15 protein-coding genes are annotated in these 15,955 nt (G+C 52.8%); 8 read left to right on the top strand and 7 right to left on the bottom strand.

What is annotated here, in order from left to right:
* Window positions 1-255: 255 nt before the first annotated feature.
* Window positions 256-609: a HepT-like ribonuclease domain-containing protein gene (locus tag WG929_RS14205; protein WP_416206580.1), complete on the bottom strand. Its 354-nt coding sequence runs from the start codon at window positions 607-609 to the stop codon at window positions 256-258.
* Window positions 606-896 carry a nucleotidyltransferase family protein gene (locus tag WG929_RS14200; protein ID WP_369855371.1) on the bottom strand — a complete coding sequence of 97 codons (291 nt, stop codon included), beginning with the start codon at window positions 894-896 and terminating at the stop codon, window positions 606-608. Before WG929_RS14200 ends, WG929_RS14205 begins: the two co-directional genes overlap by 4 nt.
* Before the next feature lie 324 nt (window positions 897-1,220).
* Here WG929_RS14200 and WG929_RS14195 point away from each other — a divergent pair, with 324 nt between their 5' ends.
* Window positions 1,221-1,385 (top strand): hypothetical protein, encoded by a 165-nt coding sequence (locus WG929_RS14195; RefSeq protein WP_416206579.1) that lies wholly within the window; start codon window positions 1,221-1,223, stop codon window positions 1,383-1,385.
* 650 nt (window positions 1,386-2,035) lie between these two features.
* On the opposite strand, the gene WG929_RS14190 is transcribed toward WG929_RS14195, so the two are convergent.
* The 3 genes from WG929_RS14190 to WG929_RS14180 all read right to left on the bottom strand — a co-directional run bounded on the left by WG929_RS14190 (window position 2,036) and on the right by WG929_RS14180 (window position 4,903).
* Window positions 2,036-3,328, bottom strand: a complete 1,293-nt coding sequence (locus WG929_RS14190) for an NAD(P)/FAD-dependent oxidoreductase (RefSeq protein ID WP_416206578.1) — start codon at window positions 3,326-3,328, stop codon at window positions 2,036-2,038.
* A complete protein-coding gene (locus WG929_RS14185; protein WP_416206577.1) occupies window positions 3,328-3,651 on the bottom strand; it encodes a 2Fe-2S iron-sulfur cluster-binding protein in 324 nt (107 codons plus the stop codon). Before WG929_RS14185 ends, WG929_RS14190 begins: the two co-directional genes overlap by 1 nt.
* Window positions 3,652-3,742: 91 nt before the next feature.
* The gene (locus WG929_RS14180) at window positions 3,743-4,903 is read right to left on the bottom strand and encodes a cytochrome P450 (protein WP_416206576.1); all 1,161 of its coding nucleotides are present in this window, start codon (window positions 4,901-4,903) and stop codon (window positions 3,743-3,745) included.
* 268 nt (window positions 4,904-5,171) lie between these two features.
* Here WG929_RS14180 and WG929_RS14175 point away from each other — a divergent pair, with 268 nt between their 5' ends.
* Window positions 5,172-6,047 carry a GNAT family N-acetyltransferase gene (locus WG929_RS14175; protein ID WP_416206575.1) on the top strand — a complete coding sequence of 292 codons (876 nt, stop codon included), beginning with the start codon at window positions 5,172-5,174 and terminating at the stop codon, window positions 6,045-6,047.
* Between the two features lie 128 nt (window positions 6,048-6,175).
* Here the strand turns inward: WG929_RS14175 and WG929_RS14170 are convergent, their stop codons facing one another.
* Together WG929_RS14170 and WG929_RS14165 are read right to left on the bottom strand one after the other, a co-directional pair.
* Window positions 6,176-9,175 carry a transporter substrate-binding domain-containing diguanylate cyclase gene (locus WG929_RS14170; RefSeq protein ID WP_416206574.1) on the bottom strand — a complete coding sequence of 1,000 codons (3,000 nt, stop codon included), beginning with the start codon at window positions 9,173-9,175 and terminating at the stop codon, window positions 6,176-6,178.
* A gap of 287 nt (window positions 9,176-9,462) precedes the next feature.
* Window positions 9,463-9,687 carry a YgaP family membrane protein gene (locus WG929_RS14165; RefSeq protein ID WP_416206573.1) on the bottom strand — a complete coding sequence of 75 codons (225 nt, stop codon included), beginning with the start codon at window positions 9,685-9,687 and terminating at the stop codon, window positions 9,463-9,465.
* Window positions 9,688-10,013: 326 nt separating this feature from the next.
* Between WG929_RS14165 and WG929_RS14160 the strand changes: the two genes are divergently transcribed.
* The 6 genes from WG929_RS14160 (at window position 10,014) to WG929_RS14135 (ending at window position 15,927) form a co-directional block, all read left to right on the top strand.
* Window positions 10,014-10,475, top strand: coding sequence for an EVE domain-containing protein (locus tag WG929_RS14160; RefSeq protein ID WP_416206572.1), 462 nt, complete (start codon window positions 10,014-10,016; stop codon window positions 10,473-10,475).
* 50 nt (window positions 10,476-10,525) lie between these two features.
* Window positions 10,526-11,122, top strand: coding sequence for a glutathione S-transferase family protein (locus tag WG929_RS14155; RefSeq protein WP_416206571.1), 597 nt, complete (start codon window positions 10,526-10,528; stop codon window positions 11,120-11,122).
* Window positions 11,123-11,171: 49 nt separating this feature from the next.
* The gene (locus tag WG929_RS14150; protein ID WP_416206570.1) at window positions 11,172-11,552 is read left to right on the top strand and encodes a DUF4870 family protein; all 381 of its coding nucleotides are present in this window, start codon (window positions 11,172-11,174) and stop codon (window positions 11,550-11,552) included.
* Window positions 11,553-11,705: 153 nt separating this feature from the next.
* Window positions 11,706-12,218 (top strand): RNA polymerase sigma factor, encoded by a 513-nt coding sequence (locus tag WG929_RS14145; protein WP_416206569.1) that lies wholly within the window; start codon window positions 11,706-11,708, stop codon window positions 12,216-12,218.
* A 68-nt stretch (window positions 12,219-12,286) separates the two neighbouring features.
* Window positions 12,287-13,375: a FecR family protein gene (locus tag WG929_RS14140; protein WP_416206568.1), complete on the top strand. Its 1,089-nt coding sequence runs from the start codon at window positions 12,287-12,289 to the stop codon at window positions 13,373-13,375.
* 146 nt (window positions 13,376-13,521) lie between these two features.
* Window positions 13,522-15,927 carry a TonB-dependent siderophore receptor gene (locus WG929_RS14135; protein WP_416206567.1) on the top strand — a complete coding sequence of 802 codons (2,406 nt, stop codon included), beginning with the start codon at window positions 13,522-13,524 and terminating at the stop codon, window positions 15,925-15,927.
* Window positions 15,928-15,955 lie beyond the last annotated feature (28 nt).

Genomic DNA, 15,955 nt, shown 5'->3' with positions numbered 1-15,955 from the left:
TATCTCTTCTTGAGGTGTTCGGAATATTCAACCAGAACAGTCACGCCAATAGGATAACCAGGACATATATAGACGCTCCCCACTTCTTGATATGTATGATTGATATATATGACGTAGTACGGCAACGTACTACAAACTGAAGCCATCATGCCAGCATCATTCAACAAACTGCTGATGGTGATAAAGGCTCGGCAGGGCTGGTGGGCGGGGCTTGCGTCCCGCACGCTCAGACATCAATGTCGGCACCCTCCATCGTCAAACCGATGGTAATACTTGCAGTATCTGCTGATGCAGTTCTGGCAGGTCACGCTGAAGCGTATTCCAGACAATCTCAAGGTCCACCTTATGGTATCCGTGAGAGACCCGATTGCGCATGGTGTACATCACCTGCCAGGGGATATCGGCGTGTACCTCTGCAAACTCAGAAGATACACGTAAAATGCTATTGGATGCTTCGCCGATAACTTCAATATTGCGAATAACCGCATCCTGCACCAGTTCATTATTCAGAAAGGCCACTTCATCCATATCGGCAGTGTAACGGTCGATACGTTCGATGGCCTTGAGAATGTGCCCAAGGTAATCAGGCACCCTCAGTTCCTTATTCATACCGGCATGGCCTCAGAGAGAACCTGACTCCGAAACGCATCCGGCAGGGATCGTGGCGTCAGCACATCCACCGATACCCCCAACAGGTTTTGCAACTCCAGCTGGATGGCAGCTACATCCATCAGCGTTGTGTCGGGTGTCGGATCAATGAGAATATCGAGGTCGCTGTTATCGGTGTCCTGACCGCTCAGCACAGAGCCGAACACTCGCGCATTGCTCGCGTGATAAGCCTCCACTACCCGCCGAATCACGGCCCGATTCAATTCCAATGCTTCAGAGGGTTTCATATCTTCTTCTCTTCATAGCAAATCTGCTGTGGATTATGATGCCAACGGAGGGTGCTGGCCAGCATAGACCCGATTCGATTCCACAACAGGAACCGAACCTGCCCACATCCATTGAACTTACTGGAGTATCCGAACGGATACCCCAAAAATCGCCCCCGGTCTTCAACCCCTGCCCGCTTTCTCAATCGCCGGAATCACTTTGCCCGTAAGCTGCTATCGGCAGACTTTTGCACGACAACCCGGATCACCCAAATCAGCCTTTCGCCTGATTTTATTTCATCCCGCCAGGCCATATTGCTCTGACTTCACCGAAAGGAGCCGATCATGCCAAAGCCCCGCAAGCAACGGGTATCTCTGGATGCAACGCCCTGGTATCTCGGCGTTTCCCGCTGTGCGTCGAGCGTTTTTGTGTGGCACCGATCAGGCGTCTGGCAACGGCTAGGCACACCGGTCTTGCTGGCTGGAGGAGTGTATTCTGGCGCTGCCTGAGATTTTTGCCTTATTACCGGTTATGGCTTATGCGGTGATGTCGAATCACGATTATAGGGTGCTGTTTGTGAATGCCGATCAGGCGCGGAGCTGGTCATCATTGGAAGTCGTGAGCGTTGGCACTATAGGATAAATGGATGTCTTTATTGTTTATTATTGTTTTTATGACTGGGTCATATGGATATGGATAAATCAGAGATAAACAACGCTTTGCGAGCCAGCCCCGCTCATTTATAATCATTAAACAAATATTAAAACCTATAATCAGGGGGGTTTATGATATATGATTTTTTCTTTTTTACTGCTGGCGGCCTCTGCCTCAGGAGCTTGTGCCGATTAGTCCGGGCCCGGCAAGATAACCCGGATTATGGCTGAAGGAGACAAAAGGGTTTCGGTTGCCCTGAATGGTGCTGACAATACCAGCAAATGTTCCGGTGGTGGGCGCTGGGTGCTGACCCTATGGGGACATCTATTTAATCCTGCACGACTCTGCACGAGTGTTGCCCTTGTTCAGAGGCGGCGAATGCAGCGAAATGACGAGTCCTTTTCACATTCGTCAACACCGCACTGGACGGCGGCAACCCGCGCCCTGCGGGGGCTGCCGGATTAAATATATGTCCCCTATACGCTTGCTGAAATAGCACCAGGCCTTAAAAAAGGCTGTTCAACTTGATGTTTTCATCCGCCAGCAAGGCGATATCCGGTGCAATACGGGCCGCCACCAATTTGCGCGCCTGCATGTGGTCGGCGGGTTTGTTGACGGAGTGCACCGCGATCAATACGCCATCACGCAAATAGCACGTCGAGAATTTGCCAGTGGCGGTATCACCACGCTGCACGCGCTGGTCATAACCGTTAAACAGCCCGGCCATTTGCAGTTTGATGTCGTACTGGTCAGACCAGAACCATGGCACGCTGTCGTATTGTGGCTGCACGGCCTCTGCTTGTTCGTTTGGTGTGTCGTGAGTAGATTTAGCGGTGATGACGGTAGCAATCAGTTTAGCCTGATCAACTGCGTTCTGTACCGATTCCAACCGGGTGAGACCGTTGCCGTAAGGGTTCGGGCTGATAACGGCATCGCCGGCGGCAAAGATCCTGTTATCGCTGGTCAGGCACTGACGATCAACGCGTATACCTTCTGGCTCCCCAGCAGCACGCTCGCCGCATGCCAAACCCGCCTGTTGTGCCAAGTCGGTGTCGATTTCGACGCCAATACCCGCCACCAGCATTTGGGCTGGCAGTCGATTGCCATTGTTAAGTAATACTGAAGCGACCCGGCCCTGCTCGCCGTTGATAGCTTCCAGACAGGTTCCAAAACGAATATCCACTCCATGAGCGCGGTGCTGTTGCAGCATGTAATCGGCCAACAGATCATCTACGGCGTTGTTCATCAGCCGTTGGCCACGAACCAGTACCGTCACGTGTTTATCCAATTTTGCGGCGGTGGCGGCAAATTCCAGCGCAATAAAACTGCCCCCCACGACCACAATCTGTTGGGTATCGGGCAGCCAGCGTGCAATGGTACGAATATCACTCATGGATTTGACGTAACACACGCCGTCCAGGTTGGCACCGGGCAGTTCGAGTGTTCGCAAACGAGCGCCAGGGGCCAGAACCAACCATTGATAGTCCAGTGGCTCGCCGTTGCTGAGGCTCACCTGCCGACGCTGGTTCTGAATAGATTCAACCCGGGTATGATTCAGCAGGGTGATATTCTGGTCGTCAAACCAGTTGGCCGTCCGAAACCACAGTGCTTCTTCGCCCGCCGGGCTGAGCAAGTGACCTTTTGACAACGGCGGGCGCTGATACGGCAAATCCGCTTCGCCATTCACCAGCACAATACGACCGTCAAAACCATTACGGCGCAGGGAGTCAGCACACTGGAAACCGGCGTGCCCAGCACCAACAATCACCACTCCGGCGGCAAGCAGCTGGTCACTCATCAGCCTTGTTCCTCGGGCATGTGAATCACGATGCCATCCAGTTCGGCGGTCATTTTGATCTGACAGCTGAGACGACTATTGTCTTTGCGTTCAGAAGCGGTGCCATCCAGCATGTCGTCTTCGTTTTCAGACATCGGCGGCATCTTGCCGACCCAGCTTTCATCCACATAGCAATGACAGGTAGCGCAGGCGCAAGAGCCGCTGCATTCGCCTTCAATGCCTTCGATGCCATTCATGACGGCACCTTGCATCAGGGTCATTCCTTCTGCCAGTTCCAATTGGGTGGACTGGCCTTGATAATCTACGTAAGTCACGCTTGGCATGGTGTTATTCTCCGGTCTGATTATTTTTTGCCTGTATCACAGCCTGAGCGGCAGCACACCGCTCAGGCTGTGATCTGCTGTCGAGGATCGATCAGATCGACACCAACAGCGACAGCGGACTACGGAAGGTAGACGATGGCATCCACCGCAGTTCCTGTTCGACCTTGCCGATGTTCGGGTACTTCGCCAGGATTTCTTCCACGGCTACCTTGCAAGCAAGGCGGGCAATAGCTGTCCCGAGACAAGCATGTACCCCGCCACCAAAACCCAGGTGACCTTTGGGGTTACGGCTGATGTCGTACACATCCGGGTTCGGGTATTGACGCTCATCCCGGTTACCGGAACCGTAGGCCAGGCAGACAAAGTCACCCGGTTGCATGGTCTGGCCATACAGCGTGGTTTCTTTCTGCACACAACGACGGAAACGCTGGGCCGAGGTGTTGTAGCGCAGACTTTCTTCTATCGCTGCCGGTATTTTCGACGGCTCCGCAACCAGTGCATCACGAGCGTCAGGATGGTCGGTGATGTTCTTGATCAGCATGGTCATAAAGCCCGATAAAGATTCAATGCCCGCCATGATGAGTGTCGTCACCGTCAGCTGTACTTCGCGATCCAGCAACTTTTCTCCGTCGATTTCAGCGCTAATAAAGTTGCTCAGCAAATCTTCGCCGGGATGCTGTTTACGCTCGGCAACCAGCTTGTCGGTGTATTCCACCATCCATTCATAGGCAGCCAGATGTTCTGGTCCCTTGGTACGGGTTAGCGGGTCAGACTGCACCATAAGCACCGCTTTCTGGCGCACGATTTCCTGATCTTCAGGCGGTAATGCAAACAGATAGGCGATCAGATCCAGTGTGTATCTGGCCGAAAAGTCTTTCACAAAATCGAACTGTGACTGACCTTCCACAGCATCCAGGTGCTTGCGGGCAACGGCATGAGCCGGTTCGAGCAAATGGTCGAGGGAACGCTTGGTCACGGCTTTCTGAATCAGCGCACGCAGGCGATCATGACGTGGGGGATCAGTGGTGCCCAATGTGGCACCGGCACGATTGGGCAGTTCGGTCATCAGGTTACCCTGAGCCGATGAATAGGTTTCCCAATCGTTCAGTGCCGTAATAATGTCCTGATACCGGGACAGCACCCACATGCTGGCTTCTTCACTCCAGAACAATGGGTATTCGTCACGCAGTACCTTGTAAAAAGGAAATGGATTGACATCCACTTCCGGTGAAAACGGGTCAAATCGAAACATCCGTTTTACCTCCGGCGAAGTTGTTGCGTTGTCGTTATTTTGTTTGGTACGCCGGGCATTTTATGAACGAAAGAAGGCTAAATTAAGGGATTATAAGGATCACAGCAGGTACTTATTCAACACCTGGAGATGATTATTGATACGGATCAATACTGATTGATTAACCGGGTTATTCTTATAACCTGTCTGCGTCGACAATCATCGCCAACACTTTTATTGGCCCGCCAGCGCTTTTATGGTGTGCCATTTAATATTCAGGATGAGCACCATGACAGATACCTACTCCATCCGCCCGATGACCCGTAACGAAGTGGATCTTGCGGTGGAATGGGCCGCGCAGGAAGGCTGGAATCCAGGCCTGTACGATGCCGACTGTTACCACGCAGCCGATCCTGACGGCTTTTTGATCGGTCTGTTAAACGCCGAGCCTATTGCCTGTATTTCAGCCATTCGCTACCGACCGGAGGCCTCTGCCAGAACCAATACAGACGCCTTTGGTTTTATCGGCTTTTATATCGTCAAGCCGGAGTATCGTGGTCAAGGGTATGGTCTTCAGATCTGGAATGCCGCCATGGAGTATCTGCAAGGCTGCCATGTTGCGCTGGATGGCGTGGTCGCGCAGCAGGAGAATTATTGCCAGTCCGGTTTCACGCTGGCATATCGTAATATTCGTTATGAAGGTCTGGTACCTGACGGGCTGGCCGATTCCGGCCAGTCCGTTGCCTTGTCGGCTCTGCCATTTGCTGAGGTTGAACGTCACAACAATGACTTTTTCCCGCTGCCTCGCCCTGCTTTTTTGCGGTGCTGGATTCAACAACCGGGCTGTGTGGCGCGGGGCATCACACAAGGCAAGCAGCTGGTTGCCAGTGGCGTGATTCGGCAATGCCGTTCGGGCTACAAGGTTGGGCCTCTGTACGCCGCCTCTACCGAACTGGCCGAACGGCTGTTGCATGATCTGTTGTGGCGGGTTGAACCGGGAGCGACCTTTTATTTCGATACCCCGGAGGTCAACCCGGCCGCCGTGGCACTGGCCGAACGGCTGCAGATGCAGGTGTCATTTGAAACCGCGCGGATGTACACCGCCCGTGCGCCCGTGTTGCCATTGGCACAGCTGTACGGCGTTACCTCTTTCGAGATTGGTTAACCTGGGCGGCCAGGGAAGTTGTCGAAGCAGGGAATGGCGTCGGCAGCAGCGCAGTAGTTGCGATCCCAGTCTGCTTTGCCAGGGGCATTCTCAATAATTAAACCGGCCTGCTCACCAGACAGGCTGCACTAACAGACATCACACGGGCTTGGTTCAGCATCACTCACCACCCGGTTACGACCGGCTTTTTTGGCACAATAAAGCGCGTTATCGGCCTTGAGTATCAGTTGTCGTGCGGTTTCGCCGGGGATGCTGCTGTCGACCAATCCAATGCTGGCGGTGACGTGGTCGACGTCTTCAAACTGTTCTGCCGCGATCGCGGTGCGTAATTTTTCTGCCAGGCGATAAGCGAGAGCAGCGGAGGTATTGGGCAGAATAATCATGAATTCTTCCCCGCCCCAGCGGCCAATTCTGTCGCTGTCGCGGATGTTGTTTTCCAGAATACGGGCGATGCTTTTCAGCACTTCGTCTCCCAACAGGTGGCCGTACTGGTCGTTAATCTGTTTGAAGTGGTCGATATCCAGCAGCATCACCGAGAAAGGATTTCGCTCGCCTTGCTGGCTTTCCAGTACGGTGTCCAGCTGGCTTTCGATATGACGGCGGTTCGCCAGGCCAGTCAGATTGTCGGTAGTAGAGAGCACCGACAGCTCATTGTTTTTGCGGCTGAGTTCATTATTGGCATTTTGCAGCTGTTGTTCCACTTTATGGCGTAGTCCCATCTCGGTTTTAAGACGATGGTTGAGGCGGGCCAGTTTCCAGTTCCACAAGATGATGGCCAGCATAATCACCAGCGCTGCAGCCACCAGTTTCCATACCAGGTGGTAATCCACCTGCTGTTCAAACTTCACAGCAACCCAACGCTGGAAAACTTTGGATCGTTCTTCTTCGGTAATGTAATCGGTGGCCTTGTTGAACATGGAGAGCAGCTCCGGCGTATCGTTACGCACGGCAATGGCCAGTTTCCAGTCTTCATCCAGCCGTCCGCCAATTTTGAGATTAATAAAGCGGTCTTTGCGGATGGCGTGGCCAATTGGTGCAATAGCACCAATCATGCCGAAGATTCGGCCTTCTTCGACTTGCCGGAGACCATTGGTGATGCTGGACACTTCAATCACCTGCAGGCGCGGATAATCCCGTTGCAGCTTTTTCAGCAAGCCATAACCACTGGGCACGGCAATGGTTTGCTGGTTGAGGGATTTCAGGCCATCCACAAACAGTGAGTCTTCCTGAATGGCAATCACCAACGGCAGTCTCAGGTAGGGTTTGGTGAAGTTGAGCTGACGCGCGGCCTCCGGGGTTTCAAACGCGGCCGACATGATGTCGCAACGGCGGCTCTTGGCGTATTCCAGTGACTGGGCGGTACTGTCGGTCTGCACCATGGTCAGGCTGATACCAATCCGATCTGCCATCAGGCCGAGGTAATCAGCCACCATTCCTTCGTGTTTGCCCCCTTCACCGATTTTTTCCAGCGGCATCCAGTCGGGATTGGCGCAGAAGGTGATGTTGGGCTGTTTTTCCAGATAGGCTTTTTCAGCATTGGTCAGCGCCAGGCCACTGCCAGGACGGGCAATGTAGTTTTCGTTACCCATCCAGTGCTGGGAGATGGTTGCCAGTTCGTCACGGGTGAGCGAGTCGACTGCACGATCCATGATGCCTTGCAGAATCGGCCAGTCGGAACGTACGCCAATACGCAGGTTGGCCAGATCTGGCTGACCGACGTCCACTTCGCCAGAGATGGTGAGGTCGTTGAGCATATTGCGGGCAATCAGATGGTTAAAGACGGCGGCTTCGCCCAGTGCGGCATCGGCCTTGCCGATCGAGACGGCCTTGAGACTTTCCACTGCATTTTTCACCAGATGCAGTTTGATCTCAGGGTGTTCCTTGCTGAGTACTTCTTCATAAAAGAAGCCTTTGGGTATTGCTACGGTTTTGCCTTTCAGACTTTCGATGCTCTCGTATTTGGCACTTTTTTTACTAGCAATAATATTCGGGTTCACCGCATAAGGACGGGTAAAACGAATATATTCACGTCGCTCCGGGGTGTTAACGATATTGAGCATCATATCCAGCTGGCGCTCGTGCATCATGTGGAGAAAATCGCTCCAGCCAGGGCCACTGATGTACTCAATACGAAAACCGGTTTTTTTGGCAATCAGGTTCATCACATCAATAGAAAAACCTTTGGGCTTGCCCTGTTCATTAAAGTTGAACGGTGGCCAGGCCATTTCGTTGTGAACCCGCAAAACCGGATGAGTCGTCAAAAAGTCCTTTTCGTCTTTATCCAGCTGCAACACCTGAGTGCTCTGCAGGCCACTGCTGAGCCAGCGGCGGCCGAGGCTGTTGCGTTCCTGTTCGGTCACAGATTCCAGCGCTTTTTGCAGAATATTACGCAAGATTCCCCAGTCGGGTCGCACACCGATACGCAGGTTATTGTCAAAACGCGGATCGTCGATACCGCCAATCACCTTGGTGTTGTTGATCAAATGGTTACGCATCAGGTAATTTTGAATGGCGATGCCACCGATGGTGGCGTCTGCGTGACCAAACGACACCGCCTTGAGGCTTTCCAACTGGTCGGTCAACAGCAACAGCTGTATGCCCGGGAAGTGGCGCTCAATGATTTCCTGGTAGAAGAACCCCTTCGGAATCGCCAGCACCCGGCCATTCAGATCGCGCAGATCGCGGATATCGTTATTATCATCTCGTACCACGATACCAGGCGGGTTGTTGACATAGGGGTCGGTAAACAGAATGTGTTTGCTGCGGTTTTCGGTCTTGATGATGTTGAGCATCACATCCAGCTCTTGGTTGCCCAGCATCGCCATAAACTCGCCCCAGCTCGGCCCGGTGATGTACTCAACCTGGATGCCCAGCTTTTCCGCCAGCAGACCCATAAACTCGATGGAATAACCTTTCGGACGCCCGAATTCGTAGTAGTTGAACGGTCCCCAGTTGGTCTCGTTGTGCACCCGTATGGTTTGATGGTTCAGCAGCCAGGTACGCTCTTCCTCGGTGAGATTCAGATTGGCCGCTGGTTCGGCTACTAATCCTGTTGCCAGACCATCAGCTTCCGCCGCCTGTACCGGATGCCGGAACAGCATAAGCGCGAACAGCAATATCAGGGACATCCCTGTCGCGAAGAGTGTGACGAAAAGCGAATACAGCCACTGAACAGGATATTGCAGGAGGAAACGAGTAATGATCACAGAATGCCTTCGATGCCGATGAATGCCCAAAATGCTGGAAACACTCTGGCCGGTCTAACTGACTCATTCTATAGTACCAGCGATAGTTTAAAAAATGACAAAGCGGGAATAGCAGGCGGCAACTCCTGACTTATTCCCCGGCACTCCAGATGTTCGACAAAAAATTTCCTGTCCGCCTTAACGTTTAAAGCCGTTCGATGCCCTTGCGGTCAATCTGGCGCTTTGCAGGTTTTAATACCCAGTACGACGTACAGCGGGCACCAGCCCATTGCTGCCGTTACCAATGGCACCAAACCGACAGCGCCCCACCAGGAGTGAAAAAACACGCCCGCCAATATCATTGCCAAGCCTGCCACAATACGAAACATCCGATCACTCTTACCGACATTACATTGCATGTTCACGACCTCTTGCTGTGGTTGTAGAATATTCAAGCAACTGCCTATCCGTCTGTTGCCACAGTAGGCTTTCAGTCAGGTCGGAGCAACTCTGTCAGGATGACTTACATCAGCTTATGGCTATATATCCAAATAGTCGTTACACCCATTGCGGCCATCCATCAACCAAGCCCCATGACGCTATAGGCCCCATCGGCCATAGCATAGGCCATAGCATAGATAGATAGACCAGCACCCTCCATCGAGTTGCCTCCAACTGGCACCACGGTGTTGAGATTTACCCTTCCGCAGCCTCTCGACAGCGGCCAATACGGACGTCAGAATCAGCCTTCCTTCTTGATGATGGCCACCCACGACACCTTATGAACTACTGGCTGTTTAAAACCGAACCGGATGCCTTTGGCATTGATGATCTGGCATCCCGCCCGGAGCAAACCGAGCCATGGGATGGCGTGCGTAATTATCAGGCGCGTAATTTCCTCCGTGACGAGGTGAAATCGGGCGATCTGGTGTTTATTTATCACTCCAGCTGTAAAGAAATAGGGATTGCCGGGCTGGCGGAGGTGGTGCAGGAAGGCTATGTCGATCACAGCCAGTTTGATCCGCAATCAAAATACTATGATCCCAAAGCCACGCTGGAAAAGCCGCGCTGGTATCGGGTGGACGTCAAGCTGAAACAGATATTCCCCCGCGTATTACCACTCAAGACCATCAAGGCCATGCCAGAAATCACCGAACTGGGCTTGGTAAAAAAGGGCCATCGGCTGTCGATCATGCCGGTGAATAAACAGGAATTTGATATTCTGCTCCAGCGAGCCAGCTGATTAACCAACAGGGCACACCTACCCGCCACACACCCATGCAAGGAGAGCGTATGAAACTCTACGGCGATAGCCAATCCGGCAACTGTTACAAAATCCAGCTGGTGTGCGCCATGCTGGCTATCCCACATCAGTGGATTGCGGTGGATATTCTGGCTGGCGAAACCCGCAGCGCGGCGTTTTTACGCAAAAACCCCAATGGCAAGATTCCGACACTGGAGCTGGACGATGGCCGCACACTGAGCGAATCCAACGCCATCATCAACTATCTGGCGGCGGATTCCGACTTGCTCCCCAAAGACACGTTCACACTGGCAAAAATGCAGCAGTGGCAGTGTTTTGAGCAATACAGCCACGAACCCTACATTGCTGTTGCCCGTTTTATTGCCAAATACCAGAGCATGCCCGCCTCACGTCAGGCTGAATACAAGGCAAAACAATCTGGCGGTTACCTGGCGCTAGGGGTCATGGAACAACAACTGGCAGCAACGCCCTATCTTTGTGGTGACCAGCTCACCAATGCCGATATCAGCCTTTATGCCTATACCCATGTTGCCCATGAAGGCGGTTTTGAGCTTGAGCGCTATCCCGCTATCCTGGCCTGGCTTGGCCGTGTTGAAGCGACGCCCGGATTTATTGCCATGGCGTGAACCAGGAACATCTGCGACCATCCAAGGCAGACTATTCCGGGAGATTTCCATGTCAGGCTTTCCAAACCAGCCAGCAACCAAACCACCAGGATCACCGTTGTCGCCGCAAGACGACAATGCCAAAACCCAGGCGCTGATTGCTTATTGTCTGTTGGGTGCTGGCTACTTTACCGGCTTGTTCTGGGTCATTGGCGGGGTGTGGGCGATGGTCAAGATCGGCGATTTCCGTGGGTCGCTGTTTGAGGATCACTTTGTCAATATCATCAAGGTCTTCTGGTGGGGGATGGGCATGATGGTGATCGGCATTGTGACTACCTTTATTGTTATTGGCTGGTTGATTTTGCTGGGGACGTTTATCTGGACGGTGTTCAAAATCGTCAAGGGCTTATCCCAGTTAACATCGAACCGGGCCTACGCTGATCAAGGTTGACGCCTGAGCCATTGATGACCCAACCACGCACGATCTATTTTTACCACACTGTTTTTACGGCAGTACGAACGACACGCCATTACAAAAAGGATAGAATGATACACAATCTCATTTAACTTATTGATGGCTGCCAGCGGTACCGATTCTCTGACCATGAAACAACTCTCTGCCCTGATGGATGTATTAAAACAAAACGAGAGTTCGTTACTCGGTTTTATCTCTGCCCGTCTTGGCTGCCCGGACACAGCAGCCGATCTGCTGCAGCAATTGGCCGAAAAGCTACTGCGACAGAAGAACCCCGGTGACATTCAAGACCACAAAGCCTATCTCTACCAAAGTGCTCGCAACGAAATCGTCAATCACTACCGCAGCGAACAAAGTCGTCAACGCCATGAGTCGAGCTTTATCGCGCAGCATCCCGAGGACGAAGACGGCATTACCATCGAACAAGCAGCCATAGCCAGTCGCAAGCTCCAGCGGCTAGATCAGTCCCTTCAGCAATTGCCATTACTGACGCGAGAAATTTTCTGGCAATATCGGATTGAAGGGCAACGCCAGAAAGACATTGCCGGGCAAATGAACATCAGTCTATCAACCGTCGAGAAGCACCTGGCCAGCGCCATGAAACACCTGCGTCAAAGCCTGATCTCCGACAATGAGCGGTAAGCTGCGCTCCTATGGAACCTTCAGCACCCCCAAAAACAATCATCCACACTACCAATGAGAACAATGGATTGAACAGCCCTTCCGACATGGACGCCACCAAACCACTCATCCAGTCTCTGGATGAACAGGCTTTTCAGCTGATCCAGCAGCAGCATGAAGCCCGTACCAACGCGGCAACGGCCCAAGTCACATCCCTCATACACGCCTTTGGTCAACGCTCCGCTGAACACCATCAAGCACTCGCCCGTGCCCGACAAGACTGGGAGCTCTTCGGTTTGCTGGCACGACCAGCACTGACACAACGAGAAAAACTGGCCCTGCATATCGCGACTCAGAGCGCAGCACTGCAAGATCAACCCCGACGACTGATTGCCATTAGCGCCTTGCTGCTGGTATGTGTATGTCTGCCACTGCTCTGGCAACAGGCACACTCTCCTGACTCAATCACCCAGTCCGCTCCAGTCGCCACCCGATTCAGTCATATCAACTACCAGACAGGCTACGGCGAACAAGTCCGCCACACCCTGCCCGATGGCAGCCTGGTCACCCTGAACTGGAACAGTGAGATTGTTGTGGAGTACAGCCCGGAGCAACGTCAAGTCACACTGCTACGCGGTGAATTTTTTGTTAACGTAGCAAAAAACCCCAACCGGCCTTTCATCGTCATCAGTGGCACCACTCGCAGTCAGGCGGTAGGCACTGCCTATAACGTGCGTCAGCTGGAGTCAGGAACCACACGGGTTACTGTGACAGAAGGCATTGTCGTCGTCAGCCTTCCCCATACTTCTGCTACCCGTCAACAAACCGCTCACGTCAGTGCGAATCAGAGCGTCGACATGACCAATAGCCGCATTGGTACGGTGGTTACCGTCGCGGCTAATGCAACAACCGCCTGGCAAACCGGTGCCCTGGTGTTCAATCAGCAACCACTACGCGAGGTGCTAGCAGAAATTAACCGCTACACCCGTTACCACATCGACAGCAGATTTCTGCCCGAGCCAGAAGTGCCGGTCACGGCCACTTATTTTATTGACCAGACCGACGAAGCCATTCGTTCACTGCTGCAACTGTTCCGACTGCGGGCCAATAGGCAAATGGATGGCACTACGTCAAGACTGGTACTTCGCCCCGCCCCACCCCAACGGCCGGCTCGGTAAAAAGACACTCCATCAACAAAAAACAATTACGGGTTTCCAGCCCATCAAACGTCTCCTATCCAAATCAATATTTGATAATCATTAGTACTAGCAATCTTATTATCAAAAACTTGTGCCTGATTTAATTTTGTAGAGGAGTTCGACGTTTGCCACACCCAGCCCACCCGCAACGCTTCATTCTGAGCATCGCCATCAGCCTGGCGATCGGCGCTTCCCTGATCATCCCGACGGCAAAGGCCGTTGCAGACGCCGCCATCACTCGCCAGGCAGACTTTGAGTTAAACATTCCGGCCCAAAATCTGGCCAGTGCTCTGAATCAGCTGGCCATCGCTACCCGCACTCAAATCGCCTCCAGCAGCGTTTCACTGCAATCACACCGAAGTACATCCGTGAACGGTCGTTACTCTGTTGCCGAAGCACTGGGGATTTTATTGCAAGGAAGCGGTTTGGTGGCCAAACCGGTAGGTGAGCAGAGTTTTACCATTGAATCCGCCAGTATCGACCAGCCAGACGCAGCGGCGGTACCGATGGTGGAAGTGTTTGCTATTGGCAGCTATATCGAACGGGAAAAGCTGAATACCGCAACCGGTCTCGGTCTGAAGCCGCTGGAAACACCACAATCGGTCAGCATCATGACGGCCCAGCGCATCAAGGATCAGAATCTGTCCACCATTGCCGATGCCGTCAACAGCGCCGTTGGCCTCACGACTCGCGCAGTTGACAACGTGCGTAACGAATTCATGTCCCGTGGTTTCGATGTCACCAACTATCAGGTCGATGGCGTGCCGCTGTCATGGTCATTAGCCGGTGATTCCGGTGAAACCATCGCCGATACCTCTCTGTACGAGCGGATCGAGTTTGTACGTGGTGCAACAGGCCTGATGACAGGTGCCGGCGATCCTTCCGCGTCGATCAACCTGGTGCGCAAGCATGCCGACAATGATCAACTGAGTGGCTCTGTCAGTACCAAGATTGGCAGCTGGAACCATAAAGAAGTCTCTGCCGATGTTGGTAGCGGGCTGAATGAATCCGGTACTGTGCGTGGTCGTCTCATTGCCAAACGCAGCTATTCCGAATCCTGGCAGGATCTCTACAAAGCCAACCGCACCGTGCTCTACGGCACCCTGGAAGCCGATCTGACGGACATGACGTTACTGCGCGGTGGCATCAGTTATGACAAAAACAGCCCGGATGGAGCCACCTGGGGAGCCCTGCCTGCCACTTTTAGTGACGACACCGAGACCAACTGGAAGCGCTCAACCACAACCTCGGCCGAGTGGACTGACTGGGACACTGTTGGCACCAACTACTTTATGAATGTTGAGCATCTGTTTAATAACGGTTGGGAACTGGATGCCAGTATCAACCGTTTGATCTACACCCAAGACAGCAAGCTGCTGTATCTGTATGGCAGCATCGACAAAGACAGCGGCGAAGGACTGGCCACCTGGCCGCTGTACAGCACCGGCATCAATCGCCAGGACAGCCTCAACGTCCAGCTAAAAGGCGACTTTGAAGCTTTCAACCAACTACATGAATTTACGTTGGGTGCCCTGCGCAGTGCTCAAAATGCCCGCACCTATGAATACAACGAACTCAGCTACCCATCGTCAGGCAATTTCTACGAATGGGATGGATCGGTTGCCGAACCGGAATGGGACAGTACCGCCACACAGCAAGTCGATATGACCACCACCCAGCGCGGCTTTTTTGCTGCCACCCGTCTCAACCTGAGCGACAACCTGAAACTGATCATGGGCGCACGAGTTTCCAGCTGGCAACGCAAGGGCTACACCTGGGGAGTGGATACCAATTTTGGCAATAATGGTGTCTGGGTACCCTATGTGGGTGCTCTCTATGACCTGTCAGAACAGCATCGGGTGTATCTCAGCCACACTGAAATTTTTAATCCCCAGAATGCCCGTAATGCCAGCGGTGAAACGCTTGAGCCAACCACAGGTATTAATCAGGAAGTCGGCCTGAAAAGCTCGTTCCTGGATGATCAGCTACACACCACCGTGAATTATTTCCGTATTAAGCAGGACAACCTGGCACAGGCGTTAATCGACGCTGATGGCGAAGCCATCATGGTCAACAACAATCCGACAGAGCAGGCCTACTACGGCGCAGAAGGCACCGTCACCAAAGGCTTTGAAGTAGAAGTGGTTGGCCAACTGCATGACAACTGGAACATTAACCTCGGTTATACCCGCTTCGATGCCAAAGACGCGGATGGTGAACGGGTAAACACCGATCACCCCCGTGAACAATTCAACCTCTTTAGTACCTATGAATTGACCGGTCGTTTGGAAAACCTGGTGGTCGGCGGTGGTGTTGACTGGCAAGGCAAAAGCTATGGCGGCACGATCAGCCAGAATGCCTATGCCTTGGTCAACCTGATGAGCCGTTATCAAATCAGTCCGGCTTTATCCGCTCAGTTTAATATCAACAATCTGCTGGATGAAACCTATTACAGTCAAGTCGGTTTCTATGACCAATACCGTTACGGAGCGCCTCGCAGTGGCACTCTGAGCATGAACTATACATTCTGAAGCCGTTAGGGACATCCCGGTGTAGAGA

The sequence above is a fragment of the Oceanobacter antarcticus genome (assembly GCF_044962685.1).
GTDB lineage: Bacteria > Pseudomonadota > Gammaproteobacteria > Pseudomonadales > Oceanobacteraceae > Oceanobacter > Oceanobacter antarcticus.
This window is presented reverse-complemented; position numbering and strand designations above follow the sequence as displayed.